24 protein-coding genes are annotated in these 23,241 nt (G+C 40.3%); 16 read left to right on the top strand and 8 right to left on the bottom strand.

Annotation, left to right across the window (positions count from 1 at the left end; translation table 11 throughout):
* Positions 1-126: 126 nt before the first annotated feature.
* Positions 127-1,026, bottom strand: coding sequence for an EamA family transporter RarD (gene rarD, locus H5200_RS13110; protein WP_182717959.1), 900 nt, complete (start codon positions 1,024-1,026; stop codon positions 127-129).
* Positions 1,027-1,133: 107 nt separating this feature from the next.
* Here rarD and H5200_RS13105 point away from each other — a divergent pair, with 107 nt between their 5' ends.
* The gene (locus H5200_RS13105) at positions 1,134-1,586 is read left to right on the top strand and encodes an Lrp/AsnC family transcriptional regulator (protein ID WP_182740037.1); all 453 of its coding nucleotides are present in this window, start codon (positions 1,134-1,136) and stop codon (positions 1,584-1,586) included.
* 162 nt (positions 1,587-1,748) lie between these two features.
* On the opposite strand, the gene H5200_RS13100 is transcribed toward H5200_RS13105, so the two are convergent.
* Entirely contained in the window at positions 1,749-3,005 is a 1,257-nt protein-coding gene (locus tag H5200_RS13100) for an adenylosuccinate synthase (protein ID WP_182717960.1), read from the bottom strand.
* Positions 3,006-3,127: 122 nt separating this feature from the next.
* On the opposite strand from H5200_RS13100, the gene H5200_RS13095 reads away from it, so the two are divergent.
* Positions 3,128-4,021 carry a LysR family transcriptional regulator gene (locus H5200_RS13095; RefSeq protein WP_145242350.1) on the top strand — a complete coding sequence of 298 codons (894 nt, stop codon included), beginning with the start codon at positions 3,128-3,130 and terminating at the stop codon, positions 4,019-4,021.
* Positions 4,022-4,069: 48 nt separating this feature from the next.
* Here H5200_RS13095 and H5200_RS13090 read toward each other — a convergent pair whose 3' ends face one another.
* Positions 4,070-4,567, bottom strand: coding sequence for a M48 family metallopeptidase (locus H5200_RS13090; protein WP_149982946.1), 498 nt, complete (start codon positions 4,565-4,567; stop codon positions 4,070-4,072).
* A 38-nt stretch (positions 4,568-4,605) separates the two neighbouring features.
* Complete coding sequence (locus tag H5200_RS13085; protein WP_182717961.1) at positions 4,606-5,454, bottom strand: DUF72 domain-containing protein; 849 nt, start codon at positions 5,452-5,454, stop codon at positions 4,606-4,608.
* Between the two features lie 203 nt (positions 5,455-5,657).
* Here H5200_RS13085 and aspS point away from each other — a divergent pair, with 203 nt between their 5' ends.
* The 3 genes from aspS to H5200_RS13070 all read left to right on the top strand — a co-directional run bounded on the left by aspS (position 5,658) and on the right by H5200_RS13070 (position 8,360).
* Positions 5,658-7,436 carry an aspartate--tRNA ligase gene (aspS, locus tag H5200_RS13080; protein WP_145242380.1) on the top strand — a complete coding sequence of 593 codons (1,779 nt, stop codon included), beginning with the start codon at positions 5,658-5,660 and terminating at the stop codon, positions 7,434-7,436.
* Positions 7,437-7,549: 113 nt separating this feature from the next.
* The gene (locus H5200_RS13075) at positions 7,550-7,777 is read left to right on the top strand and encodes a hypothetical protein (RefSeq protein WP_149982948.1); all 228 of its coding nucleotides are present in this window, start codon (positions 7,550-7,552) and stop codon (positions 7,775-7,777) included.
* Entirely contained in the window at positions 7,770-8,360 is a 591-nt protein-coding gene (locus H5200_RS13070; protein ID WP_149982949.1) for a pentapeptide repeat-containing protein, read from the top strand. The genes H5200_RS13075 and H5200_RS13070 overlap by 8 nt, the downstream gene beginning before the upstream one ends.
* Positions 8,361-8,390: 30 nt before the next feature.
* Here H5200_RS13070 and H5200_RS13065 read toward each other — a convergent pair whose 3' ends face one another.
* A complete protein-coding gene (locus tag H5200_RS13065; protein ID WP_182717963.1) occupies positions 8,391-8,714 on the bottom strand; it encodes a hypothetical protein in 324 nt (107 codons plus the stop codon).
* A gap of 176 nt (positions 8,715-8,890) precedes the next feature.
* On the opposite strand from H5200_RS13065, the gene H5200_RS13060 reads away from it, so the two are divergent.
* Positions 8,891-9,628, top strand: a complete 738-nt coding sequence (locus tag H5200_RS13060) for an alpha/beta hydrolase (RefSeq protein WP_182761636.1) — start codon at positions 8,891-8,893, stop codon at positions 9,626-9,628.
* 46 nt (positions 9,629-9,674) lie between these two features.
* The gene (locus H5200_RS13055) at positions 9,675-11,663 is read left to right on the top strand and encodes a DUF2207 domain-containing protein (RefSeq protein WP_182740042.1); all 1,989 of its coding nucleotides are present in this window, start codon (positions 9,675-9,677) and stop codon (positions 11,661-11,663) included.
* 63 nt (positions 11,664-11,726) lie between these two features.
* Here the strand turns inward: H5200_RS13055 and H5200_RS13050 are convergent, their stop codons facing one another.
* Positions 11,727-12,929 carry a bifunctional alpha/beta hydrolase/OsmC family protein gene (locus H5200_RS13050; protein WP_182761635.1) on the bottom strand — a complete coding sequence of 401 codons (1,203 nt, stop codon included), beginning with the start codon at positions 12,927-12,929 and terminating at the stop codon, positions 11,727-11,729.
* Positions 12,930-13,183: 254 nt separating this feature from the next.
* Between H5200_RS13050 and H5200_RS13045 the strand changes: the two genes are divergently transcribed.
* Positions 13,184-14,023, top strand: a complete 840-nt coding sequence (locus H5200_RS13045; RefSeq protein WP_145242335.1) for an isopenicillin N synthase family oxygenase — start codon at positions 13,184-13,186, stop codon at positions 14,021-14,023.
* A 210-nt stretch (positions 14,024-14,233) separates the two neighbouring features.
* Positions 14,234-15,637, top strand: a complete 1,404-nt coding sequence (locus H5200_RS13040; RefSeq protein WP_182761634.1) for a DEAD/DEAH box helicase — start codon at positions 14,234-14,236, stop codon at positions 15,635-15,637.
* Between the two features lie 54 nt (positions 15,638-15,691).
* Here the strand turns inward: H5200_RS13040 and H5200_RS13035 are convergent, their stop codons facing one another.
* Positions 15,692-16,438 carry a DUF3307 domain-containing protein gene (locus H5200_RS13035; protein WP_149982955.1) on the bottom strand — a complete coding sequence of 249 codons (747 nt, stop codon included), beginning with the start codon at positions 16,436-16,438 and terminating at the stop codon, positions 15,692-15,694.
* Positions 16,435-17,064, bottom strand: a complete 630-nt coding sequence (locus H5200_RS13030; protein ID WP_145242329.1) for a hypothetical protein — start codon at positions 17,062-17,064, stop codon at positions 16,435-16,437. The genes H5200_RS13035 and H5200_RS13030 overlap by 4 nt, the downstream gene beginning before the upstream one ends.
* A 154-nt stretch (positions 17,065-17,218) precedes the next feature.
* On the opposite strand from H5200_RS13030, the gene H5200_RS13025 reads away from it, so the two are divergent.
* The 7 genes from H5200_RS13025 (at position 17,219) to nagB (ending at position 23,108) form a co-directional block, all read left to right on the top strand.
* A complete protein-coding gene (locus tag H5200_RS13025; RefSeq protein WP_179959226.1) occupies positions 17,219-17,725 on the top strand; it encodes an NYN domain-containing protein in 507 nt (168 codons plus the stop codon).
* A 119-nt stretch (positions 17,726-17,844) separates the two neighbouring features.
* Positions 17,845-18,273: a hypothetical protein gene (locus H5200_RS13020; RefSeq protein ID WP_149982956.1), complete on the top strand. Its 429-nt coding sequence runs from the start codon at positions 17,845-17,847 to the stop codon at positions 18,271-18,273.
* A 1-nt stretch (position 18,274) separates the two neighbouring features.
* Complete coding sequence (locus H5200_RS13015; RefSeq protein WP_182717968.1) at positions 18,275-18,487, top strand: helix-turn-helix transcriptional regulator; 213 nt, start codon at positions 18,275-18,277, stop codon at positions 18,485-18,487.
* 374 nt (positions 18,488-18,861) lie between these two features.
* Complete coding sequence (nagK, locus tag H5200_RS13010; protein ID WP_182717969.1) at positions 18,862-19,776, top strand: N-acetylglucosamine kinase; 915 nt, start codon at positions 18,862-18,864, stop codon at positions 19,774-19,776.
* Entirely contained in the window at positions 19,776-20,894 is a 1,119-nt protein-coding gene (nagA, locus tag H5200_RS13005) for an N-acetylglucosamine-6-phosphate deacetylase (RefSeq protein ID WP_182761633.1), read from the top strand. The genes nagK and nagA overlap by 1 nt, the downstream gene beginning before the upstream one ends.
* Positions 20,895-20,954: 60 nt before the next feature.
* Positions 20,955-22,097, top strand: a complete 1,143-nt coding sequence (gene nagX, locus H5200_RS13000) for a transmembrane glucosamine N-acetyltransferase NagX (protein WP_182761632.1) — start codon at positions 20,955-20,957, stop codon at positions 22,095-22,097.
* A 216-nt stretch (positions 22,098-22,313) separates the two neighbouring features.
* Positions 22,314-23,108, top strand: a complete 795-nt coding sequence (gene nagB / locus H5200_RS12995; protein ID WP_182761631.1) for a glucosamine-6-phosphate deaminase — start codon at positions 22,314-22,316, stop codon at positions 23,106-23,108.
* The last annotated feature ends 133 nt before the right edge of the window (positions 23,109-23,241 follow it).

Below are 23,241 nucleotides of genomic sequence, written 5' to 3'. Positions count from 1 at the left end.
CCAAGCTTTAAGCTTTAAATAACACAACAAAAGCGCGAGTTTACCTTGCGCTTTTTGGTTTGTGTGGAGTTGGTTGCTTTAAGGGATTACTGATAAACCTCGTTGCAATATAAGAAGTAAGCAATGTTAGCGATAATGAGTTAAATGTAACTTTCTTATACCTTCAAGAATTAATGTGACGACCGCAAGCAAAATAGCTATGTACGTAAGCCAATCCTTTTGGTTGATAGTCTCGCCTAAAAGAATCGCCACTATTAATAGCAGCACAGGCTCAACATAAACGAGTAAACCAAAAAGGCTTAAATTTAAATAGGGGGCAGATAGGGATTGAAACGAAAGCGCTAGAGCACTAATCCCCCCAAGTCCTACTACTAAATAAAGCAATGTTAAATTTACGGTTAACTCCGTGACAACTTGTCCATTGGCAAAGATAAAATAACAGGCTATGGGAAGGCTCAAGAGCATATCAACCCATGTGCAACCAATGTTATTAGTGTTTGTTTTTTTTCGTAGCCAAAAATAAATAGGGTAACCTATGCATACAACCCAAACCGGCCACAAAAATGATTGAGAAACAATTAATAGATTTAAAATCGCTATGAGAGCAAATAAACATGCTACTTTTTGATGCGGGGTTAAACGCTCTTGAAAAGCAAGCCGTCCGATAATTACCATAGTAATTGGCATGATAAAGTAGCCTAATGAAACCGCTAGACCATATCCATTTACGGGTGCCCACATGAATAGCCATAATTGTACACCAACTAAAAAAGATGAAAGGAGCCGTGTTAGCCAAAAATACTTTTCATATCGCACCCTCGTATATATGCCCAGTACTAGTGGCCAGTAACCTTTTAGTAGAATAAAAACAGTTAAAAATGGCACCGTAAATAAAACTCGCCAACCATATGTTTCTTGACCTTGAAGTTCATTTAACAGTGAAGTGTAAGCAAACATTAGTGCAAAAAGTGCTGATGAAATTATATTTAAAGTAACTCCCAATGAAGTTTTAGTAGAGTTTTGCATAGTCGGTATATAGAAGAGATTAGGTGTGTATATTTTATTTCAATACCATTGATAAATGGGCTCTAAAAAAGTACTGTTTGCGAGAAAATTTATCACCTTGAGATATTATGAAACTAGATCGCTATGACTATGCGCTTTTAGAATTAGTCCAGAAAGATTGCCAAACTCCACTTCGAAAACTGGCTGAAGCGGTACATCTATCAACCGCCTCGGTGCAGCGCCGTATCCATAAACTCAGGGGAAGTGGTTATATTGTATCAAATGTGGCGATTTTAGACCCAGATAAGCTAAATCAAGTTATCACTATTTTAGTAGAAGTGGAGGTTAACAGGACACATATTTCTGAGCTTGAGCTACTAAAGCAACGTTTTTCAGGTCCTGAAGTGCAGCAATGCTATTATGTTACGGGTGCAGCTGATTTTGTACTGATATTAGTTGTGCCTAATATGCAGCGCTTTCAAGAGATTTGTGATAAGTTTTTTCATGAGAACGATAATATCAAATCATTTAGAACCACCGTTGTACTAGAACGCGTTAAATCGAGTTTAAATGTGCTTTAAATACACTTGTGGTGACAATCAATTATTTTATGATGGAATGATTAATATTTTTGAATAACTGACTCAAAATATTTTTGTTCAGATAGTGGATGAAAATCTGCAATTGCCTAGCGTATAACCCAAGTGGTTTATAAAACCACTTGGGTTATAGCAATTGAGTGTTTAGCGGATAATCATTTGCTCACGCTCAGGGCCTACAGACACCATACTTACAGGTACTCCCATCAGTGCTTCGATGCGTTCTACATAATGCTGCGCTGCAGCAGGCAGACTGTCGAAGGTACGACAACCGGTAATATCTTCATCCCACGCTGGCATGCTTTCATAGATTGGCGTTAAAGCCGCTGTTTGTGGCCAAATAGGGTTTTCGCTGTGATCGCCTGCATAACCAACGCAGATTTTTAAATCTTTCATGCCAGATAGGCAATCAATTTTGGTTAAAGCGATTTCAGTGGCTGCTTGTAATTCAACACCGTTACGGGTGGCAACTGCATCAAAATAACCCATATCACGTGGGCGGCCAGTCACTGCGCCATATTCGTTCGCGCTTTCACGAAAATTGTCTTGCTCTGCCATGGCGGTAACGAGTGTACCTGTACCAACAGATGAGCTAAATGATTTAGCCACAGCGATAACACGCTCAGGGCGCAAAGCTGGCAGCCCGCTGCCAATTCCTGCATAGGCAGCAGTCACGTTTGATGATGTAGTATACGGGTATTCGCCGTAAACTAAATCGCGGCCTGCGCCTAGTTGCGCTTCAAACAATAAGTTGGCATCTTGCTTTTGCAGTGCTTTTAAAGGCTCTGTTACATTACAAATAAATTCACGCCAAGGAGCGCTGACAGCTAATAACCACTCAGTCATTTGTTCAGCTGTTTGTGAAAAATCACAGCTTGGGTAAAGGGCTTTTAGCTGTGGCATTTTCCAATCCAGCATAAATTGAATACGCTCTAATAAAACGTCTGGCTGATTTAACCAGCCAACTAAAATGCCTTTTTTCATTACTCGGTCGCCGTATGCAGGTGCAATTCCTTGACGAGTAGAGCCGTAAGCAGCATCGCCTAAGCGCACTTCTTCGAGGGTATCTTCAAGGGCGTGTAATGGTAAGCATAACGTTGCACGATCAGAAATACATAATTTTACATCAACACCGGCGGCGTTAACTTCGGCTATTTCTTCGCTTAATGCGCCAGGGCTTATCACCATGCCTGGGCCTAGTACTGCAATACAATCAGGATTAAAAATACCGCTTGGTAATTGGTGTAGTTTAAACGTACCAAAGTCATTCACAACGGTATGTCCGGCGTTATTACCACCTTGAAAGCGAATGCTAGCAGATGCGTTCTCAGCTAGAAAATCGACGATACGGCCTTTGCCTTCATCACCCCAGTTTGCACCTACAACAACAATTGACGGCATAGTTTAATCTCCAAATTGATTGAACGAATATGGTATGCGCTCTATTAAAATAAGAGAAATTAATTATAATTATTATCTTGATAAGAATTTCATATCGATTTCACACCATTAAGGTCATAAAGATGCTAGATATTCACTGGTTAAAAACTTTTGTCACATTGGCTGAGTTAAAGCACTTTGGTAAAACAGCCAATGCGCTGCATATGACACAGCCAAATGTTAGCTTGCATATTAAGCAGTTAGAAAAAACGACACGGGTTAAACTGATAGAACGTAATCCTTTTAGTTTGACCCAAGCGGGTTTACGGCTATTAGAGTCTGGACAAAAAACCTTATGGGAATTACAGGTTTGCCAATCTGACTTAAATGCGATTAATGATCTCAGCCAAGGCACACTGACAATTGCCGCCAGTGATATAATTTCTCGTTTATTGTTGATTGAGCCTTTTCAGCTTTTTAAGCGCCAGTTTCCTGGCATTGACTTTACTTTGCTCAATACAACGTCTTCGCAAGCGTCAGCATTGGTTAAAAGTGCTGAAGCTGATTTAGGGTTTGTGATTGCCCAAAAAGAAAGTGAGCCGCTGCATTTTACGCAATTACAGCAGATAAAATGGTGTGCATTAGGTAATCATTTAAAGTTATGGCAGCAGGCCAAAAACGATAACAATGTTACATTGACTGAGCCGCCAACATTAATCTTACTCGGCCATGATACGCGAACCCGAGACTTGCTCGATAGTGCCTTGCCATCTTTAAACTTACCAAATTACCGGGTGATGGAAGTGGGCAGTGTCGATGCGCAAATTGATTGGGCTGAAGCGGGGTTTGGCGTTGCCATCGTGCCAGAGTTTTCCCTGCGCAGTAAAGCAAATCTAACTACTACAGTGACCGCATTACCGCAATTTCCAACTACCAGTTTAGGTTATATAGTGAGGCAAAATCAGGTACTTTCAAAAGCGATAAAGCAATTACTACATTGGGTAAATGAAGAAATCTCCCGTACTCATCTTGCATAGTATTTATATGTTAACTGTACGGCTATGTACTTTGTGATTCAGTTATTTTTATGTGTAAGGGTTTTTACCTTCAGCTACTAGTACACAAAAAATCCGTAAATCTAATTCGAGTTGATGGTAGCTTGGCTCCATGTGGCAGCACAGGGCGTAAAAGCTTTTGTTGTGGTCTTTTTCCTTAAAGTGGGCGAGCTCGTGTACTACTAAAGCTTTGAGTAATTCCTCTGGTGCACGCAGTAAATCACTGTTGATGGCTAAATCGTGCTTGCGGGTTTTACCTTGCATACGATACGTATGAGTACCTAGCGCGTTAGTGACCATATCGCCTTGTTTTTTAAACGCGGCGCGGCCAAACGGTGGCGCATTTTTTAAATAGCGCTTTTTAAGCTCAGTGGCGTATGCGTATAACGACTTGTCACTGGTAATATTATGGGAGCTTGGGTATTTTTTAGTTAAATACGCGCCGTGTTTATCATTTTCAATAAGCTGCATTACTTGCGTTACAATTTGCTCTGGATAGCCGCTAAAATAGCGTTTAAAATCACTCATTCAATACTTCTTTGTAGTTAATTAATTTTCAACGCGAGTCAAAAAAGGCTGGCTTGACTGGCTTCTTTTTCACCAGTGAAAGGGTTTAGCACGGGGTGCTGGTAACCTAAATCTTGGCAAAACTCGCGTGCTAATAATGGTGCTTGGCGGTTATCTGCAGTATGAAAAAATACATACGGGTGCTTACCCTCATCAAGCCATTGTTTTACTTTTTTAAGCCACGGTTGGTAATAGCTTTTATAGTCATGATCTAAATCGGCAATCACAAAGCGGGCCATAGGTTGATTGCCTGTTGCAATGGCATGCACGGGTAAATGGGGCTTTTTTTGTTGGGCATCGATGAGTGCTTCAGTGTTCGGCTTAACTGCAAATAATGCGCGGGTGTCCATTGAGATACGGTTGACATTGTTTGCTATTAATAGCTGATTAAAGGCAATTTCGGCTGCGCCTTTCTTAAAAAATTCGGGGTGGCGAACTTCAACGCCGTAGTTTAAACCTGTCGGGAGCTTGGCAATAAACTGTGCTAATAACGGCAGTTGTTTGGGGCTAAAACTACTTGGTAGCTGCAACATGATTTGCCCAACATGAGACAATATTGGCTCGAATAAATTAAACCATTCAGTGAGTTCGTCATCGATATGAGTAAGCTGTAATTCATGACTAAAGCGTCGATGGAATTTAAAAGTAAATTTAAAGTCATTGCCGACAGCATCACGCCAGCGATTTAATGATTCAACACTAGGATCGGCATAAAAGCTGGTATTGCCTTCGACTGAATTAAACACCTGTGCGTATTCGTGCAACATATCGGCATTTTTGCAGTGACTTGATAATAAATTGCCTTTCCACGCGGTACTTGACCACTGCGGACACCCTAAATACAACATAAAACGGTTAACTGATTGTGTGTTTTGGCTAGTATACCAAATCTATAAATTGAAAGCATAGTAGCTGCTGCCGAGCTCGCATTTTCAAGTAACTTGGGTATAATGCTCCCCCTAAAATGATTTATAAATAGTGGCTTATTCTCCCTCAAAAACAGCAATTCTTAGGGGAAGCGGCTATTCGTCTTTACACTGACAGGAAAACTATGCGCTCTATATACTGCGGACAGCTAAATAAAACTCACGTAGATCAAGAAGTTGAACTATGTGGTTGGATCAACAAACGACGTGACCTTGGTGGACTTATCTTTGTCGATTTACGCGATAGAGAAGGTTTAGTACAAGTTGTATTCGATCCTGAAGTTGAAGGCTTAATGGATACCGCGAATACATTACGTCAAGAATTTTGCGTACAATTAAAAGGTGTAGTTCGCGCACGTCCTGACAGCCAAATCAACAAAGATATGGCAACGGGTGAAGTTGAAATTTTAGGCACAGGCCTTACTATCATCAACCGTTCAGAGCCGTTGCCACTTGATTTTAATCAGGTAAACTCTGAAGAGCGTCGCTTAAAATATCGTTACTTAGACCTTCGTCGTTTAGAAATGAGTGACCGTATTAAACTACGCGCTAAAGCTAGCAGCTTTGTGCGTCGTTTCTTAGATGAAAATAATTTCTTAGATATCGAAACGCCAGTACTTACAAAAGCTACCCCAGAAGGAGCGCGCGATTATTTAGTACCGAGCCGTGTTCACAAAGGCAGTTTTTACGCATTACCGCAGTCTCCGCAGTTGTTCAAGCAATTGTTGATGATGTCGGGTTTTGACCGTTACTACCAAATTGTTAAATGTTTCCGGGATGAAGATTTACGTGCTGACCGTCAGCCTGAGTTTACTCAAATCGATATAGAGACCTCGTTCATGAGCTCTGCTCAGGTACGTGGTATCACAGAAAAAATGATCCGCGAAATGTGGCAGCAATTGCTAGACGTGGATTTAGGCGAGTTCCCAATCATGCCTTACGCTGAGGCAATGAGCTTGTATGGTTCTGATAAGCCTGATTTACGTAACCCAATGACATTAATTGACGTTGCCGATTTAGTAAAAGACGTCGAGTTTAAAGTTTTTTCTGGTCCTGCCAATGATGAAAAAGGCCGTGTTGCGGTATTAACAGTACCAGGCGGTGCATCACTTTCGCGTAAGCAACTAGATGACTACACTAAATTCATCGGCATTTACGGCGCGAAAGGGCTTGCGTGGATGAAAGTAAACGACCGCGGTGCAGGCGCTGAAGGCGTGCAATCGCCAATCGCTAAGTTCTTAAATGAAGAGGTGATCAACGAACTTCTTGCACGCACTAACGCACAAACTGGCGACATCATTTTATTCGGTGCTGATAAACGCAACACAGTAAACGAAGCTATGGGCGCGCTACGTATTAAGATTGGCCTTGATTTAGAGATCACTAATCTAAATAGCTGGGCTCCGCTTTGGGTTGTTGACTTCCCAATGTTTGAAGAAGACGACGAAGGTACATTGCATGCTGTTCATCACCCATTTACAGCACCAAAAGATGTAAATGCAAGCGAACTTGAAGCAAACCCAGCAGCGGCTATTTCAGATGCATACGATATGGTACTAAATGGCTACGAAGTAGGTGGTGGTTCGGTACGTATTCATAATACAGATATGCAAGAAGCAGCGTTTAGAATCCTAGGTATTGATGCACAAGAGCAGCAAGACAAGTTTGGTTTCTTACTTGAAGCGTTAAAATACGGTACGCCACCACATGCTGGTTTAGCGTTCGGTTTAGACCGTTTAGCAATGCTACTGTGTGGTACTGATAATATTCGTGACGTGATTGCTTTCCCTAAAACAACCCAAGCGTCGTGTTTGTTAACTAACGCACCAAGTAAAGCAAATGCAGATTCGCTTACAGAGCTTGCTATTAGTGTTGTTGAAAAAGCTGAAAAATCAGCAGAATAAGTGATTAATTAGCACTTAATCTTACTATTGATTTAAAACCCTTAAGTGTAGGCTTAAGGGTTTTTTTATGGTGTAATCAAAATGGTTTAATAAAAATATATTAAGGATAGTAAATGAGTATTAGTGCAACTTTGCTTGGTGAGTTCTTGGCTTTGATATTTATAGTATGCATCCCATTTTTTACGTGGATAAGTTATCGCCTTGGTAAAAGAAAAACAACAACACCGGTTATTGTTGCTGTAATTGGTGGGCTATTAGCGATTATTCCTATTTTTGGGTTGATCTATATCGCAGTTCTTGCTTTGAAAAACGATTTAGAGGTTAAGCATTCGAGTGTTTAAAGAGTTCGATTATTTCGATCAGCAATTTTCAAAATGTGTTGCCAGCGCGCAGCGCTTTAGTGACATTGAGTTTGAACAGTGCCAGTTTATTGAATGTGATTTTAGTCATAGTCAATTTAGTAATTGTCGTTTTATTGAGTGTGAATTTATTAACTGTAATTTAAGCGATTTAAATTGGGGTTATAGTTCGTTAGAAGAAGTCAGCTTTGTTGATTGTAAGCTCAACAGTATTCAATGGGCGCAGGTAAATTGGCCACAATTGTCACTTACTTCATCGGTGAGTTTTAAAAATTGCCAACTTAGTCATAGCTCGTTTTATGAGTTACAGTTAAAAGGCTTGATCATGACGGACTGTTTTGCCAAAGATGTTGATTTTAGACAGGCTAATTTAGCTACCAGTGATTTTAGTAACACTGATTTTAGAGATAGCCTGTTTCAGCAAACAAACTTGAGTAAAGTAAACTTTGTCGGTGCGATGCATTTTAATATTGATATTAAAAATAATAATGTTAGCCGGGCTAAGTTTGAGCGCTTTGCAGCGTTAAACTTACTCAGCGGACTAGATATCGAGCTGGTGGATTAGCCGTTATGACACGGCTAATCTAATGCTTAATTAGCAGGCAGGGCCATTTTTATTTCGTGCGCTGGCAAGTGCGCGGGCAATTTCAAGTAATGCAGGGGAAATATCACTGGCGCCATCTTTGATGAGTTTTGATACATCACCTGATGAATACAAACTATCGCGTGGTGATTTAATGCCTAATTCACGCACAAAATCTTTAGTCTTGCCGGTGCTGCCTGTTTCGATAAATTTGAAAATAATACGCTCGTTATTATTTTTTGGCTCTGTTTCTAGCGTTTTGATTTCATCTTGATACGCTTCAATTCTGCTTTGTAAAATATCGATACGCTGTTCGATGCTGTTGTATGATTTCATGGATAGGTTCTTTTCTAAATAGACGTTAGGACAATACGACTATTATCGCATAAATTTATAATAATTATTTTTTTCTTTAAAACTCTTCTGCTGTTTTAGGTACCTCGTTTTATTGCAATTAATATTCAAAAGCTTAAAGTACTTTATAATTTAAATAAAATAAGTCGAGCAAATTAATGCCACTACCTTTTAAGTACCTTGTGAGCTTCTTCTTTCTCATAGTCAGTGCCGTCGCCAGTTCCGCAACAAACAGCGAAATGATTGTTGATAAAGCGCGTGACCGCGCGATCCCGATCAGTATTTCATTACCAGCATATAACGAGCATTGTAGCCAACAAACAAAATGCCCTGTGGTATTTATTAATGCCGGATATGGTATTGCGCATACTGACTATCAGTTTGCGGCTGATATATTTACAGCTAAGGGCTATTTAACCATTGCTGTAGCCCATGAATTAGACAGCGATCCTGCGCTCAACCGCACGCCACCTTATATGGCCACTCGTATGGAAAACTGGCATCGTGGTGTGGTCACTCTTAAATTTTTAGTGACCGAGTTGAGCCCTCGCTACCCAGAGTATGATTTTACGCGGTTAACGTTATTTGGCCATTCTAATGGCGGTGATATAGCCGCGCTTTACGCGGCGATTTATCCTAAGCAAGTGAGTCAAATTATTACGCTTGATCATCGGCGTATGTTGTTACCTCGCAATAAAAACATTCGGGTTTTAACGTTACGTGGCAGTGATTACCCTGCGGATAATCAGGTATTACTCAATGAAGATGAATTAGCACAGTATCCGGTTACGCAGATTTCGATAGAGAACTCACGCCATAATGATATGTATGATGGTGGGCCTGCTGATTTAATAAATGAAATGAAAAAAAATATAAAAGAGTTTTTATTATATTAAGCATCTAATGAAAAGATAAGTGTTGTTTAAAAGGATCAAACTAACAATGAAATATTTTTTGCAAGGAAGCATAATTTTTTTACTTTTAATTATGTTGATGCCTTCTTATGCAGAAGCAAGGGAGGCTGATTCAACAGCTGGATTACATGTAACAATTGATGTAAAACCCAATGGCAATCTAATAGTCACTGAGCAGTTTGATATAACGGCCGGTGGTTATATATTCAAGCATGGTATTTATAGACGAATCCCATTATTACTTGAGGGCCGTTATGGTGGTGAATATTTAGCTGGCTTCAAGATGCTAAGTGCTCAGTTAAATAATACATCAATACCTTATCAAGCAACCATTTCAAATGGCAACGCAATCATAAAAGTAGGTGATCCTAAAAAAGAGTTAGATTATGGGCCTGCTAGCTTTATTATTACTTATCAACTATCAGATGAAATTCGGTTTTTTGAAAATTATGATGAGTTATATTTTAATGCCATTCCTCATCAATGGGCAACTTCAATAGAGAAGTCAATGGTTGTAGTTAACCTACCAGAACAAACCAGCGTCCTAAAGTACAAAGCCTATACCGGCTCTTACACAGAGAAAGAAGATAATTATATTGTTGATAATCCAGTACAAAATCAATTTAGGTTTACTGCTACGCAAGACTTAGGTTTAGGGGAGGGGATGACAATTGTTCTCGCGCTTCCTAAAGATATAATAGATCAACCTTCGGTATTTTATTTTATATTTTTACTGGATTTTTTAGAGTGGATTTTGCTTATCACGTTTTCGGGTACGGTGGGTGGTTTTGTTTATTGGTCTTGGCGTAAGGTTGGTATATATCCAGATGAAAATGTCGATACTCCAGATATTACTGATGTGCCCAGTGAAATTAGCCCTGCAATAATTAATTACATATTAAACCACGCAATTTTTTCAAATAGTACAATGAGAGATTTAACTTCTGCCAGCACTCACTTAGCTATTAAAGGCTATCTAGGCATAAAATATGAATACCTCCCCTCTGATAGTGGTATTAAAGAAGGTTCATTTTATACCCATACATTAACATTATCACTTAAGACAAACCTACCAAACACTCCTTTACCAAAAAATGAACAATGTATTCTCGATTGGGTTATTAAACAGGGTGGGAGTTACCAAGTTAGCCGTGAAAATAGAAAGAAAAATCGAGAACTCTTTAAACTTTTTTCTAGTGCGATTAGCAAAGACTTAAAAGCGACAAGTATTTTTACGTGGAATATTAAATACACACTTTTTACTGTTGCTCTGTCGTCGGTATTTGTTAGCTTACAATTGATATTTGGCGTTTCAGATTGGACTGATATTCTGTGGGGGCCGCTTGTTATTCTTATGACTGCTCCCGTGTGCATTATATGGTTGGCTATTTACGAAAGTATTTTTGAGGACACTGATGAGAATGTTGAGCCACAGTGGGAAAAAAAGTGCTTACTTATATGTATTACTTGGCTTCCTTGGATGTGGCTTCTTTGTAGTTTTGTACCCTTGTTGTCGATCTCGATGGCTTTTTTATTGTTACTTAGTATAACTGCATTATCTTTAAATCGCGGCCCCTCCCAATACGGGAAGCCATTACTGGTAAGTTCAATGCAAATACGAAAATATATATCCGCTAAAAAACTGCCTGAAGACGATCTCTTGCTCACTGAAACTGAATATGAGAAATTTTTACCGTATGCAATTTCGCTGGATTTGCATGATGAATGGTGTGCTCGATTTGATAATGTTCTTAGGTTTAAAAGAGGACAATTTAGAAAACAAAAAAGACGTAAAAAGAAGAAAATTTCAGAATCTCTCAATCCTTATAGATATACACCGATGTGGTTTTCAGGTGGTTTTTCTGACCAGACAGAATTTCTTAATTGTGTAGATGGAATGAGTTATTCAGCTTTGGGAAACTCAAGTGTTTCATCCTCTATGTCGAGTTCAGGCTTCTCCAGTAGTGGCGGTTTTTCTGGCGGAGGAGGAGGTGGAGGTGGCGGAGGTGGTTGGTAGGCAAATGATAAAAATACCAAATTTCAGGTGTATAAATCAAATGCCTAAGCGGGAAGTTTGTTGTTAATCAACCAGCTCACTTACAATCAGTGGGTTGTTATGCAGGGTTTTATGCACAGGGCATTTGTCGGCAATTTCTAATAGGCGCTGGCGCTGAGCGTCACTTAAATCGCCCACCAGGGTGATTTTACGAGTGATGGCTTCGAGTTTGTCGGTTTGCTCGCAGTTATCACAATCGGCGTGATAATCACGGCTGTGGTCCAGTTCTACCTTTATGTGTTCAAGTGGCAAGTTTTTACGACTTGCATACATACGTAAAGTCATCGCGGTGCATGCACCAAGTCCAGCAAGTAAGTGGTGATAAGGGTCTGGGCCTAAATTATTACCGCCAACACTTAGTGGTTCATCGGCAAGCCAAGTATGATCCTTGGTACTTACATGCTGAGTAAAGACATGATCTTTCTCTTCAACTAATACATTGCCGCTGCTAAGTTTGGCACTGTACTGGTTTTTATCAAAATCCACATAACGTTTTGCCCATGATGCTATAACGTCTGCTGCGTAGTCTGCATCGTCTTTGTTAGTGAGTAAGTGGTCGGCGTTATCTAGGCTAATAAAGCTTTTTGGATGTTTAGCAGCGGCGTAAATCTTTTCAGCTTCGTTAATACTTACCGTGGCATCAATAGGGGAGTGCATTACTAACAATGCTCGCTTTAATTTACTGATATGGCTGCGGTCGTAATTGGCAATGTCGTCCACAAACTGTTTTTTAATGGTAAATTCTCGCCCTGCTAAATTTACCTTGGCTTCGCCCTTGCTATTAATTTCATCAAGATGAGCGGCAAAGTTATGCGCTACATGTTGCGCATCTGATGGTGCGCCAATAGTGGTAATGGCTTGTACTTCAGCAATGTGTTCGGCAGCTGCAAGTACCGCTGCGCCCCCTAAACTATGACCAATTAATAATTGTGGCGCTTTAAAGTGTTCACGTAAGTGATCTGCCGCGGCAATTAAATCTTGGATATTTGATGAGAAATTACTGTTGGCAAAATCACCATCGCTATTACCAAGGCCAGTAAAATCAAAGCGTAATACCGCAATACCTTGTTGAGTGAGTGCTCGGCTAATTCGACTTGCTGCGGCGATATCTTTACCACAGGTAAAACAATGGGCAAACAAGGCATAAAATTTAATATCACTGGCGGGTGTTTCAAGCTGACCGGCGAGTGTTAAATCACCACTTTTGAACGAAATTTTTTGGCGCATAGGTTACCTTTGCTTAATGAAAGAGGTTAGTGAAGAATAGACCATTAAAGTGCGTTTATAATTACAGTTGTTTTGGCGTTTTATCCACAATAGCAACATTTTGATTTGCATCAAGTAATAAACGCTTACCCAGCTAAAGAGGACATAAGTCCTTATGTTTTTTTGCCCGTTTTATTATGCTCGCGAAGCGCTACAATGGAGCAACTGCTATGATTAGCAAAGGCTTTTAACAACTTAATTCATTGGATACGAACATGCAATTACCTACCGTTGATTATAAAGCGAGCGATGCGGCCGCTCAATTTGTTGAGTCTCTTAGAAATACGGGCTTTGGTGTATTAAAAAACCACCCAATTCCACAGTCTCTTGTTGAATCAATTTATAAAAATTGGCAGGATTTTTTTAATTCTGAACAAAAACATGAATTCTTATTCTCTAAAGACACTCAAGATGGCTACTTTCCGCCTTCGGTATCAGAAGTTGCAAAAGGCTTTACAGTTAAAGACATTAAAGAATACTTTCATGTTTATCCAAAAGGCCGTGTACCAGCGCAGTTAGAAGCAGATATTCGCGAATATTATCGTTTAGCCAATGAGTTTGCTGCGACATTGTTAAGCTGGGTGCAAGCTGAAGCACCAGCGGATGTGCGTGCTAAGTTTTCAATCGATTTAAAAGATATGATTGCTGATTCAGAGCAAACATTATTACGTATATTACATTACCCGCCGATGACAGGTGATGAAGAACCTGGCGCTATTCGTGCTGCTGCACATGGTGATATTAATTTATTAACGGTATTACCTGCTTCAAATGAGCCAGGCTTGCAAGTACAAAAAACAGATGGCGGTTGGTTAGATGTGCCATGCGATTTTGGCAGTTTAATTATTAACATTGGCGACATGTTGCAAGAAGCGTCAGGTGGTTATTTTCCGTCGACTATTCACCGTGTTATTAACCCTACTGGCAAAGCGTCATCTAAGTCACGTATTTCGTTGCCGTTATTTTTGCACCCGCGTCCAGATGTGGTGTTATCAGCGCGTTATACTGCTGACAGTTACTTACAAGAGCGTCTGCGTGAGTTAGGTGTTAAATAGCATCACTCAAGTGATGATAGCTTTTCAACAGCGGCCACAGTGCCGCTTTTTTGTTTTTTTAAGGTTGTGTTTTTTTAGTGAGTTATAGTGTGATGTGGCTAGTTAAATTTGGCTGACGCTATTTCAAACGTGAATATACCATGCATTATTGCGTACGATCGGTATAATGCGCCATTGGCCGATTGGGCCTTAAAATTATTGAGAGAAAATATGAGTTTTGATGGGTTAGGTTTATCACAGTCTTTAGTTAATGCGGTTTTAGAAAAGGGCTATGAAACGCCAACACCAATTCAGGCTCAAGCCATTCCTGCGATCATTGAAGGTCGTGATGTTATGGCTGCAGCGCAAACTGGTACAGGTAAAACAGCGGGTTTCACTTTACCGTTAATTGAGCGCTTATCAACAGGCCAAAAAGCCAAGGTTAACCAAGTTCGTGCTTTAATTTTAACCCCAACCCGTGAGCTGGCATTACAAGTAAGCGAGAACGTTGAAGAGTATGCTAAGCATTCTAATATCAGTTCTTTTGTTGTGTACGGTGGTGTTAAAATTAATCCGCAAATGATGCGTTTACGCAAAGGCGTAGATATTTTAGTTGCTACTCCGGGTCGTTTAATGGATTTGCATAACCAAAATGCCTTGAAGTTCGATAACCTCGAAGTGTTGGTGCTTGATGAAGCTGATCGTATGCTTGATATGGGCTTTATTCATGACATTAAACGTATCATCAGCAAGTTACCTGCTAAACGTCAAAACTTGATGTTCTCAGCGACGTTCTCAGACGATATTAGAGCGCTTGCGAAAGGGCTTATTAATGATCCGGTCGAAATTTCAGTCGCTGCAAAAAATACCACGGCAAAAAGTGTTACCCAATGCGTTTATGCGGTAGATAAAGCACGTAAAACCGCCTTGTTAAGTCATTTAATTCGTACTAATGATTGGCAACAAGTGTTGGTATTTAGCCGCACTAAACATGGTGCAAACCGTTTAGTAAAGCAGTTAGAGCGCGATGATATTGTTGGCGCTGCAATTCATGGTAATAAATCTCAAGGCGCGCGTGTTAAAGCGCTTGAAGGCTTTAAAAGTGGCGAAGTACGCGTACTTGTGGCAACGGATATTGTTGCCCGTGGTTTAGACATTGTTGAACTGCCACATGTAGTTAACTATGATTTGCCTAATGTGTATGAAGATTATGTGCATCGTATTGGTCGTACCGGCCGTGCGGGTGCATCTGGCGACGCAATTTCATTTGTAACACCGGAAGATGCTGATGACTTATACGGTATTGAACGTTTTATCGGTGAATTGATCCCACGTGCAAAAGAAGCTGGTTTTGAGCCAACAAAAGGAGTGCCTGAAAGAGAGCTTGATGCACGACCTATCAAACCTAAAAAGCCTAAAAAAGCGGGTCAGCCTTTTTCTAAACCTAAGTCTGATAGCAAAAAGCCAAATAATAACGGCGGTAATGGCACCGGCCCACGCCGTGGTGGCTCAGGCAAAAAACCTGCTGCTAAAGCCGCTGGTGAGCAAACACAAAACCCATGGGCTAAGCGTCAATCTGTTGGTGGCAGTGGTCAACGTCGTCGCTCTGGTAATGATGGCGCGAGTAACACGTAATAATATTTTGATAAAAACGCGCCTAAGCTGGCGCGTTTTTTATGCTTTTTATTTCTATAATGCTTTAAGATAATTAACTGCTAAGCCAATAAATAAGGTGACGGTGACACTTAAAAGTGTACCGAGCATAACATATTCGGTGAGTTTTTTATCTTTACTGGCACGTAAGTCGCCAAAGCGAAATACCGATTTTGCTGCTAATAAAAAGCCAACGCCAGCCAACTGATCTAGCAAAATAAATGTAAGCATTAAAACTCGCTCAAGCATGCCAATACTTTGCCCCGCTGCTGGTAAACTTCCTGTGGAGCTAAACCCGGTAGTGAGACGCTCTAACATCATACGAATGAACACAGCACTGGGACTCAATACCAGTAAATAGCCACATAGCACCCATAATGTAGTGGGGGTTATCAGCCATTGCCAAATGCTGGTAATAAATTCACTGTTGTCGCTCAACCACACAGTCAGTAGTAGTATCACGACAAGATGAGCAAGTTGATCAATGATAAATGGCACAACCCCTTTGTTTGAATATGATTTTGCTAAATCAATTAAGTAGTGGGTCACGATAACAATAGCTGTGGCAATACCGATACGCGAGAGCTCTTGCCAGCCAAAACTAAACTCCCACCAGCTGACAATTGCTGCCGTAGTTAGACCGTGCACTAGCACATGCAAGTACAGTTTTTTAGCACGAAAGTGACGTGTATTACGGTTATTAACCCAACTCATTGGCTGCCAATAAAAATCAGCTAAAATATGACCGATAAATAATGCAACTAATAACAACATAAAACTCATTTTTTTACTCCTATCACGGCATTAGCAATGGCCTGCTCTGCATAGTCTAAAAAACGCTCGATCAACTGATAATGTGCAAGATTAAGTAACTTGGTCACATTCTCACGACTGGTTTTTAATTGTTTAGCAAGTTCACTATGTTGATTGTTTTCTGCGGTTAAATAGACATATAAGGCATTCGCTTGTTTGTGTGTCATTTTGCTCAGGAGCACGTCAATAAAAGCTAGATTAAGGGTTAAGCCATCATTTTTGAGTTCATCAATACTGCTAAGAGTAAAGCGTTGGTTATGGATTTCGTCAAGACCGCGCCCCGATAATGTAAATGCAGAGCCTGTTGCTGTTTTAATATCGGCTCTAGCATTATCTATTTCACCAATGGCAAGGCTTTGGCGAATTTCATAGCCGGTGGCTTTAAGATGTAAGTAAAGTAGCACTGCGACACGGCATACTTGGGGTGGTTGATTTATTTGCACCTGAAAAGCATCGCCTCGATAAATAATACTTTGTCCTAGATGGCGTTGAGTAATTGCTCGCAAACTTTGGTCGAGCTGGTAGAGCATCGCATCGTAGTCGTGCTTTGGAATATGTTGTGATTTGATCACATCACCGCTGATCACCGCAATCATAAATGTCCTTGATTTAAGTTACATAAAGAAAAGTAACCAATTTTGGTTACATGCTTCAATGTAACTAATTTAGGTTACTTGTAAGCTAAATGCAAGGGCTTGAAATTAATCAGGATATGCTACAGTAGTGTGATTAATTTAAAAGGGATAACGCATGAGTCAAGAAATACATAGTACAACGGCGAAAAAGCCGAGAGTGGGGATTTTTGTCGATGTCCAAAATATTTATTACACCTGTCGAGAGAGCTACCGAAAAAACTTTGATTACAATGCCTTTTGGGCAAAAATCAGTGATGACTATGATATAGACTGCGCGATTGCATATGCAATTTATCGCGGGGACGAAAAGCAATCTCAATTTCAAAATATTCTTCGTGCGATTGGTTTTGAGGTAAAGCTAAAACCATTTATTCAGCGTAAAGATGGCAGCGCAAAAGGCGATTGGGACGTCGGCATCACCATCGACATGCTAGAACAAGGTAAAAACCTCGACAAAGTTATTTTACTCTCCGGCGACGGGGATTTTGCCTTATTGCTGGGTCATTTACAGCATCATTATAATGTACCGTGTGACGTCTATGGCGCTGATAGACTGACGGCTGATGCATTAAAACAAAGTGCGGCACAGTTTTTTTGCATTGATGATTCCCTGTTACTTTGAAACTAATGTATTAAAAATATAACATTATGTTAAAAATATTTGATATGGTGCGAGCTCACTCTTATATTCATTAATGTTAAGTATACTTAACATAAAATTTATTTTTATAAGGGGGGGATATGAGTTATACACAAAAATCGCGGTTACTTGAGATGTGCATAACGATGGTTGTGTTGTTTAATTACTTGCAGTCAGTATTATCAATGACGCCAGAAGCTCAGATGGATCCGTTATTAGCAAGTGGCTTGTTGATATCACTTACGATACAAACCGTTGTAATGCTTATTGTGATGCACATTATCTTAGCGATATTTAATACTAAATATGCGGATCAAGCGAAAGATGAACGTGAACAGGCTATTGCCTTAAAAGCAAAAAGTGTTGCACTACTTATTTTACAATTAGGCGTTGTGAACGCGGTGTTTGCAATGCTGATTGACCCACATTTTGGGTTTGCAATTAGTCCGGTTCACCAGTTAGTAATCGCAGCGTTGGTGAGCGAGATAATCGGCGCTGGGGCCGAAGCTTGGCTATTATATAGAGGTTAGAATGGCAAAGTTAGCGATTACTAATACGATCCGTACATTACGGTTTCAGCATAATGAAATGACGCAGCAGCAATTAGCTGAAGTCGTTGGGGTGACGCGTCAAACAATTGCCGCAATTGAAGCGGCAAGGTATTCACCGTCGCTGGAGGTCGCTTTTAAGATAGCGATTGTTTTTAATCTACCACTAGAAAAAATATTCCAATATCGTCAGTGAATCTTTACTAAATTATTTTCTTTGGTAAACTGAATGCATATTCTGCATTTTTATTTATGTTTTGGCCATTTAAGTTATGAAAATAGTGTTATAAATCACCATTTTTGTTGTTTTTTTAGGTAATAATGTCATTTTTAAACCTTATTATTACGTTAAAAGATAGTCGACACTAATTTAATTGATATTAATTATTTATTTAATTCAATTAATTAGAGATAAATGTGGGATATGTGAGATTTTTTATAAAAAACTTAATGACAACGCTGTCATTTTTTGTGTAACATTAATTCAACATGGGTTGCGGGTGAATCGCATTAAGATAATAAAAAACATGCGATTAATACAAATATAAAACGAAGGTTAGAGGTCGTTAAATGATGGCTAAGAGTGCGAATGAGGACCAATTGTATATTGGTATCGACGGTGGCGGAACTAAGTGCCGTGCAACTATATACTCTGCGCAAAACGGGGTATTAGGAACAGGTTTAGGTGGCCCTGCGAATCCATTACATGGGTTGGAGCGCACATTAGAGTCAATAATGGTATCTACACAATTGGCGATGCGCGATGCAGGTTTGCCATTAGAGTCTATTCATCAAGTGTATGCCGGTTTAGGATTGGCGGGTGTTAATTTACCGAACTTATATGAAAAAATAACAGAGTGGGAGCACCCATTTAAACAAATGTTTTTAACTACTGACTTACATACGGCGTGTATCGGGGCTCATGAAGGCGGTGATGGTGCTGTGATAATCACGGGTACTGGCTCATGTGGTTTTTCATATGTAAAAGGGCAGTCGGTGAATTACGGCGGTCATGGTTTTGCACTTGGCGATAAAGGCAGTGGCGCATGGATGGGCTTAGAGGCAATTAAAGCGGTGTTAATGGAGCTAGATGGTTTAGGTCCTCACACGATAATGACGCCAGTGGTTAAAGAGCATTTTAATGTCACCACAGCAATGGGCATTGCAGAGCAAATGGCCGGACAACCGTCAAGTAGCTATGCAAAACTTGCTCGCTATGTATTTGATGCAGCACACCAAGGCGATCAAATCGCTTTAGCCATTGTAAAAGACGGAGCGCAATACGTGAGTCAGTTAGCGCATCGTTTATTAGAGAACAATCCTCCGCGTTTATCTATGATCGGTGGTCTTGCAGAGCCTTTAAATCAATGGCTTGACCCAGCAATTGCAAAACTCGTTGAAGTACCAAAGCAACCGCCTGAAATGGGCGCAATTTATTTTGCACAGCAATCAGTATTAGAGCAAAACCAAAAGGTAGCACTGTAATGAAAACCTTCTATCGCGCGACACGTTTATTCACGGCTGAAAAATTTCTAGATAATGCATTATTCAGCGTTGAAAATGGCATTTTTCATCTTGAAACTTCCACCACAGGCAGTGTTATTGAGCTAAATGGTTTAGTTGCGCCAGGCTTTATCGATGTACAAGTTAATGGCGGTGGCGGGGCATTTTTTAATGCTGAGCAAAGCACACACTGCTTAGATCGTATCGCAAAAGCGCATGGTCAATTTGGTACAACGGCACTGATGCCAACACTTATCACCGATAAAGTTGAAACCATGCAAGCAGCTGCTGATGCAACAGCAAAAGCAATATGCGAAGGGGTCGCGGGTGTATTAGGTATTCACTTTGAAGGTCCGCATTTGTCTTTTCCAAAAAAAGGCACACACAGTGAGCAGTTTATTCGCCCAATTAGCGAACAAGAATTTGCCATTTATGCGCGTCAAGATTTAGGTATCAAAATGGTTACCTTAGCGCCAGAAAATGTCAGCATTGCTGATATTGAGCGCTTAGTGGCGTGTGGTGTAAAAGTATCACTAGGTCACACTAATGCTGACTATACAACGACAATGGCGGCACTCAATGCTGGCGCCGATGGGTTTACACATTTATATAACGCGATGTCGCCGTTTACATCGCGTGAACCAGGCGTGGTTGGCGCTGCGCTTTGGCATGATAACAGTTGGTGTGGCTTAATTGTTGATGGGCATCATGTACATCCATTGTCTGCACAATTAGCTATTCGCACCAAACAGCGCGGCAAAATTATGTTAGTCACTGACGCAATGCCGCCAGTGGGTACCGATGATATGGAATTTGATTTTTTTGACGGGCGCAAAGTAATTCGTACTGGGGATAGATTAAACTCAAGTACGGGCGAATTAGCAGGCAGTGTATTAGACATGGCCAGTGCTGTGCGTAATACCATTAATACATTGGATGTAAGCCTCCGTGAAAGTTTACGCATGGCTGCACTGTATCCAGCAGAATATTTAAACCTCAAGAAAAAGGGACGTTTACTTGATGGCTTTGATGCAGACTTCGTGGTGCTCGATGAACACCAGTTTGTAAAAGCCACTTATATTGCAGGTAATGCAGTGTAATGTTTCCCTGTAAAAACCCCGCAGTTGTATCGCGGGGCTTTTTATTTAAGAGTAAAAATAATGACAACAGCACATACAGACACAAAGCCGAGTAAAAAGCGCTTAGCATCTCTTGATGCTTTACGTGGCATGGATATGTTTTGGATTTTAGGTGGGCAATCTATTTTTGCCGCTTTATTTGTTTTAACCGGTTGGACTGGTTGGCAGGTATTTGAAGCGCATACGCTACACAGTGCATGGCATGGATTTACATTTTACGATTTGATTTTTCCGTTATTTATCTTTTTATCAGGTGTGGCGATGGGCTTAGCACCAAAACGCATCGATCATCTGCCATGGCAAGAGCGAAAAGTTTTTTATGCTAAAGCGTTAAAGCGGTTATTGCTATTGTGCGGGTTAGGGGTGATGTATAACCATGGTTGGGGCACAGGTATTCCGCTTGCCTTCGATGAAATACGCTATGCGAGTGTACTTGGTCGAATAGCGATTGCATGGTTTTTCTGTGCAATGCTAGTGTGGCATACCAGTATTCGCACACAGCTCTTTACAGCAATCGCTCTCCTGCTAGGGTATTGGATCTTGATGTGTTTTATTCCTGTACCAGGAGGTAACGCTGGTGATTTAAGTGCACAGGGGAGTTGGAATGCATGGTTTGATTCGCATTTTTTACCCGGTATTAGTTATCAAAATAGAGCCGTCGACCCCGAGGGCGTGTTATCGAGTCTACCAGCTATTGTGAATGCCATGTTTGGGGTATTTGCAGGACAACTAATCGCCAGAGCAAGTAAGATTGGCGAATGGCAAACAGCAGGCATATTATTTGTTGCAGGTGTTGTGAGTGTTTGCTTAGGTTGGCTTTGGGATTTACAGTTTCCAGTTAATAAAGAATTATGGACCAGTTCATTTGTTTTAGTCACAGTCGGATGGAGCGCAATATTACTGGCTGTGTTTTATGCGGTGATTGATATTCTCAATGGCCAAAAATTAGCTTATCCGTTTGTGATTATTGGCGCTAACTCAATCATTATTTATTTGGCATCAAGCTTAGTGAATTGGGAGTTTATAAGCCATAGCGTGTTTGGTGGCTTTATTACAGCTGCAGCTACCGATTGGCAGCCACTGATTGGCGTGGTTGCGCTTTTGCTGGTGCAAATGCTTTTATTACATTGGATGTATAAGCGCAAAATATTTGTCAGTGTTTAGCTGGCTAATGTACAGCACAGTAAAAAAGGTAAATTTTTATTCACTTTTACTTTACAAACTAAAATTGAATGGTAATAATGACAGCGTTGTCATAATGGTGTTGACCAAATAGTGTATCCCTGTTTGGTTTGATCTAAGGCCCAATCCGATTGCACATGGGGTTGGGACTTAGGTCCCATTTTTTCATCAACTAATTTAATAACTGAGCAAATTAATATGCAAATAGTAATTTTAAATGATGCAGCAGCCGTAGCAGCATATGGCGCAAATATTTTCGCAACACAATTACAAAAAAAACCAACGTCAGTGCTCGGTTTAGCAACGGGCTCTACGCCAGTTGCGTTATATCAACAATTAATCGCTAAAAATAAAGCGGGTGAGATTTCATTTTCACAAGCAACAACGTTTAATTTAGATGAATACTTAGGTTTAACGGGCGATCATCCACAAAGTTACCGCCACTTCATGAATGAGCAATTGTTTAGCCATATTGATATAAACAAAGATAATACCTTTGTACCGCCAGGGGATGCCCTAAACCCAATTACAGCATGCAAAGAATACGAAGACAAAATAGTTGCAGCAGGCGGTGTTGATGTACAGTTATTAGGCATCGGACGTAATGGTCACATCGGCTTTAATGAGCCTTCATCAGGTCTGCGTTCACGTACTCGTGTAAAAACCCTGACTAAAGCAACCGTTGATGATAATGCCCGTTTTTTTGCTGAGGGTGAATATCAGCCTCATCTATCTATTACCATGGGTATTGGTACTATTTTAGAAGCGAAAAAGGTTGTTTTACTTGCTACCGGTGAAAATAAGGCTCATGCAGTGCATGCTATGATTGAAGGCCCGTTAATGGCTAAATGTCCAGCATCTGCGCTTCAGTTACATAAAGACGCAGTGATCGTTATTGATAAAGCGGCTGCAAGCAAACTGGAAGATTTAGAATTTTATCAGCATATCGAAGCTGAGAATCAAAAGTTACAGGCTCATTTAGCTACATTGTAATTACGACAGAATTTATTGTGTGTTTAAAAAGCCCTTCAGGGCTTTTTTTTTTGGCTGTTTCAACGTCAGTAATAAATTGGGTTTCGTGTAAGCTTATGGTAGTTTTAGCCATCTAAATAGTAACAAGGATAAG

Origin of the sequence: Pseudoalteromonas sp. SG43-7 (genome assembly GCF_014164295.1) — a bacterium.
Lineage (GTDB): Bacteria > Pseudomonadota > Gammaproteobacteria > Enterobacterales > Alteromonadaceae > Pseudoalteromonas > Pseudoalteromonas rhizosphaerae.
The sequence above is the reverse complement of the archived record's forward strand: the minus strand, read 5'-3'. Positions and strand labels throughout refer to the sequence as shown.

Bases quoted from the DNA above. Each gene is read 5' to 3' on its own strand.
- nagA (WP_182761633.1), top strand. From the start codon at position 19,776: ATGAAAACCTTCTATCGCGCGACACGTTTATTCACGGCTGAAAAATTT.
- aspS (WP_145242380.1), top strand. From the start codon at position 5,658: ATGCGCTCTATATACTGCGGACAGCTAAATAAAACTCACGTAGATCAA.
- H5200_RS13050 (WP_182761635.1), bottom strand. From the start codon at position 12,929: ATGCGCCAAAAAATTTCGTTCAAAAGTGGTGATTTAACACTCGCCGGT.
- H5200_RS13055 (WP_182740042.1), top strand. From the start codon at position 9,675: ATGAAATATTTTTTGCAAGGAAGCATAATTTTTTTACTTTTAATTATG.
- H5200_RS13020 (WP_149982956.1), top strand. From the start codon at position 17,845: ATGAGTTATACACAAAAATCGCGGTTACTTGAGATGTGCATAACGATG.
- nagK (WP_182717969.1), top strand. From the start codon at position 18,862: ATGATGGCTAAGAGTGCGAATGAGGACCAATTGTATATTGGTATCGAC.
- H5200_RS13090 (WP_149982946.1), bottom strand. From the start codon at position 4,567: ATGAGTGATTTTAAACGCTATTTTAGCGGCTATCCAGAGCAAATTGTA.
- rarD (WP_182717959.1), bottom strand. From the start codon at position 1,026: ATGCAAAACTCTACTAAAACTTCATTGGGAGTTACTTTAAATATAATT.
- H5200_RS13035 (WP_149982955.1), bottom strand. From the start codon at position 16,438: ATGAGTTTTATGTTGTTATTAGTTGCATTATTTATCGGTCATATTTTA.
- H5200_RS13105 (WP_182740037.1), top strand. From the start codon at position 1,134: ATGAAACTAGATCGCTATGACTATGCGCTTTTAGAATTAGTCCAGAAA.
- nagB (WP_182761631.1), top strand. From the start codon at position 22,314: ATGCAAATAGTAATTTTAAATGATGCAGCAGCCGTAGCAGCATATGGC.
- H5200_RS13040 (WP_182761634.1), top strand. From the start codon at position 14,234: ATGAGTTTTGATGGGTTAGGTTTATCACAGTCTTTAGTTAATGCGGTT.
- H5200_RS13085 (WP_182717961.1), bottom strand. From the start codon at position 5,454: ATGTTGTATTTAGGGTGTCCGCAGTGGTCAAGTACCGCGTGGAAAGGC.
- H5200_RS13015 (WP_182717968.1), top strand. From the start codon at position 18,275: ATGGCAAAGTTAGCGATTACTAATACGATCCGTACATTACGGTTTCAG.
- H5200_RS13095 (WP_145242350.1), top strand. From the start codon at position 3,128: ATGCTAGATATTCACTGGTTAAAAACTTTTGTCACATTGGCTGAGTTA.
- H5200_RS13030 (WP_145242329.1), bottom strand. From the start codon at position 17,064: ATGATTGCGGTGATCAGCGGTGATGTGATCAAATCACAACATATTCCA.
- H5200_RS13060 (WP_182761636.1), top strand. From the start codon at position 8,891: ATGCCACTACCTTTTAAGTACCTTGTGAGCTTCTTCTTTCTCATAGTC.
- nagX (WP_182761632.1), top strand. From the start codon at position 20,955: ATGACAACAGCACATACAGACACAAAGCCGAGTAAAAAGCGCTTAGCA.
- H5200_RS13025 (WP_179959226.1), top strand. From the start codon at position 17,219: ATGAGTCAAGAAATACATAGTACAACGGCGAAAAAGCCGAGAGTGGGG.
- H5200_RS13075 (WP_149982948.1), top strand. From the start codon at position 7,550: ATGAGTATTAGTGCAACTTTGCTTGGTGAGTTCTTGGCTTTGATATTT.
- H5200_RS13065 (WP_182717963.1), bottom strand. From the start codon at position 8,714: ATGAAATCATACAACAGCATCGAACAGCGTATCGATATTTTACAAAGC.
- H5200_RS13100 (WP_182717960.1), bottom strand. From the start codon at position 3,005: ATGCCGTCAATTGTTGTTGTAGGTGCAAACTGGGGTGATGAAGGCAAA.
- H5200_RS13045 (WP_145242335.1), top strand. From the start codon at position 13,184: ATGCAATTACCTACCGTTGATTATAAAGCGAGCGATGCGGCCGCTCAA.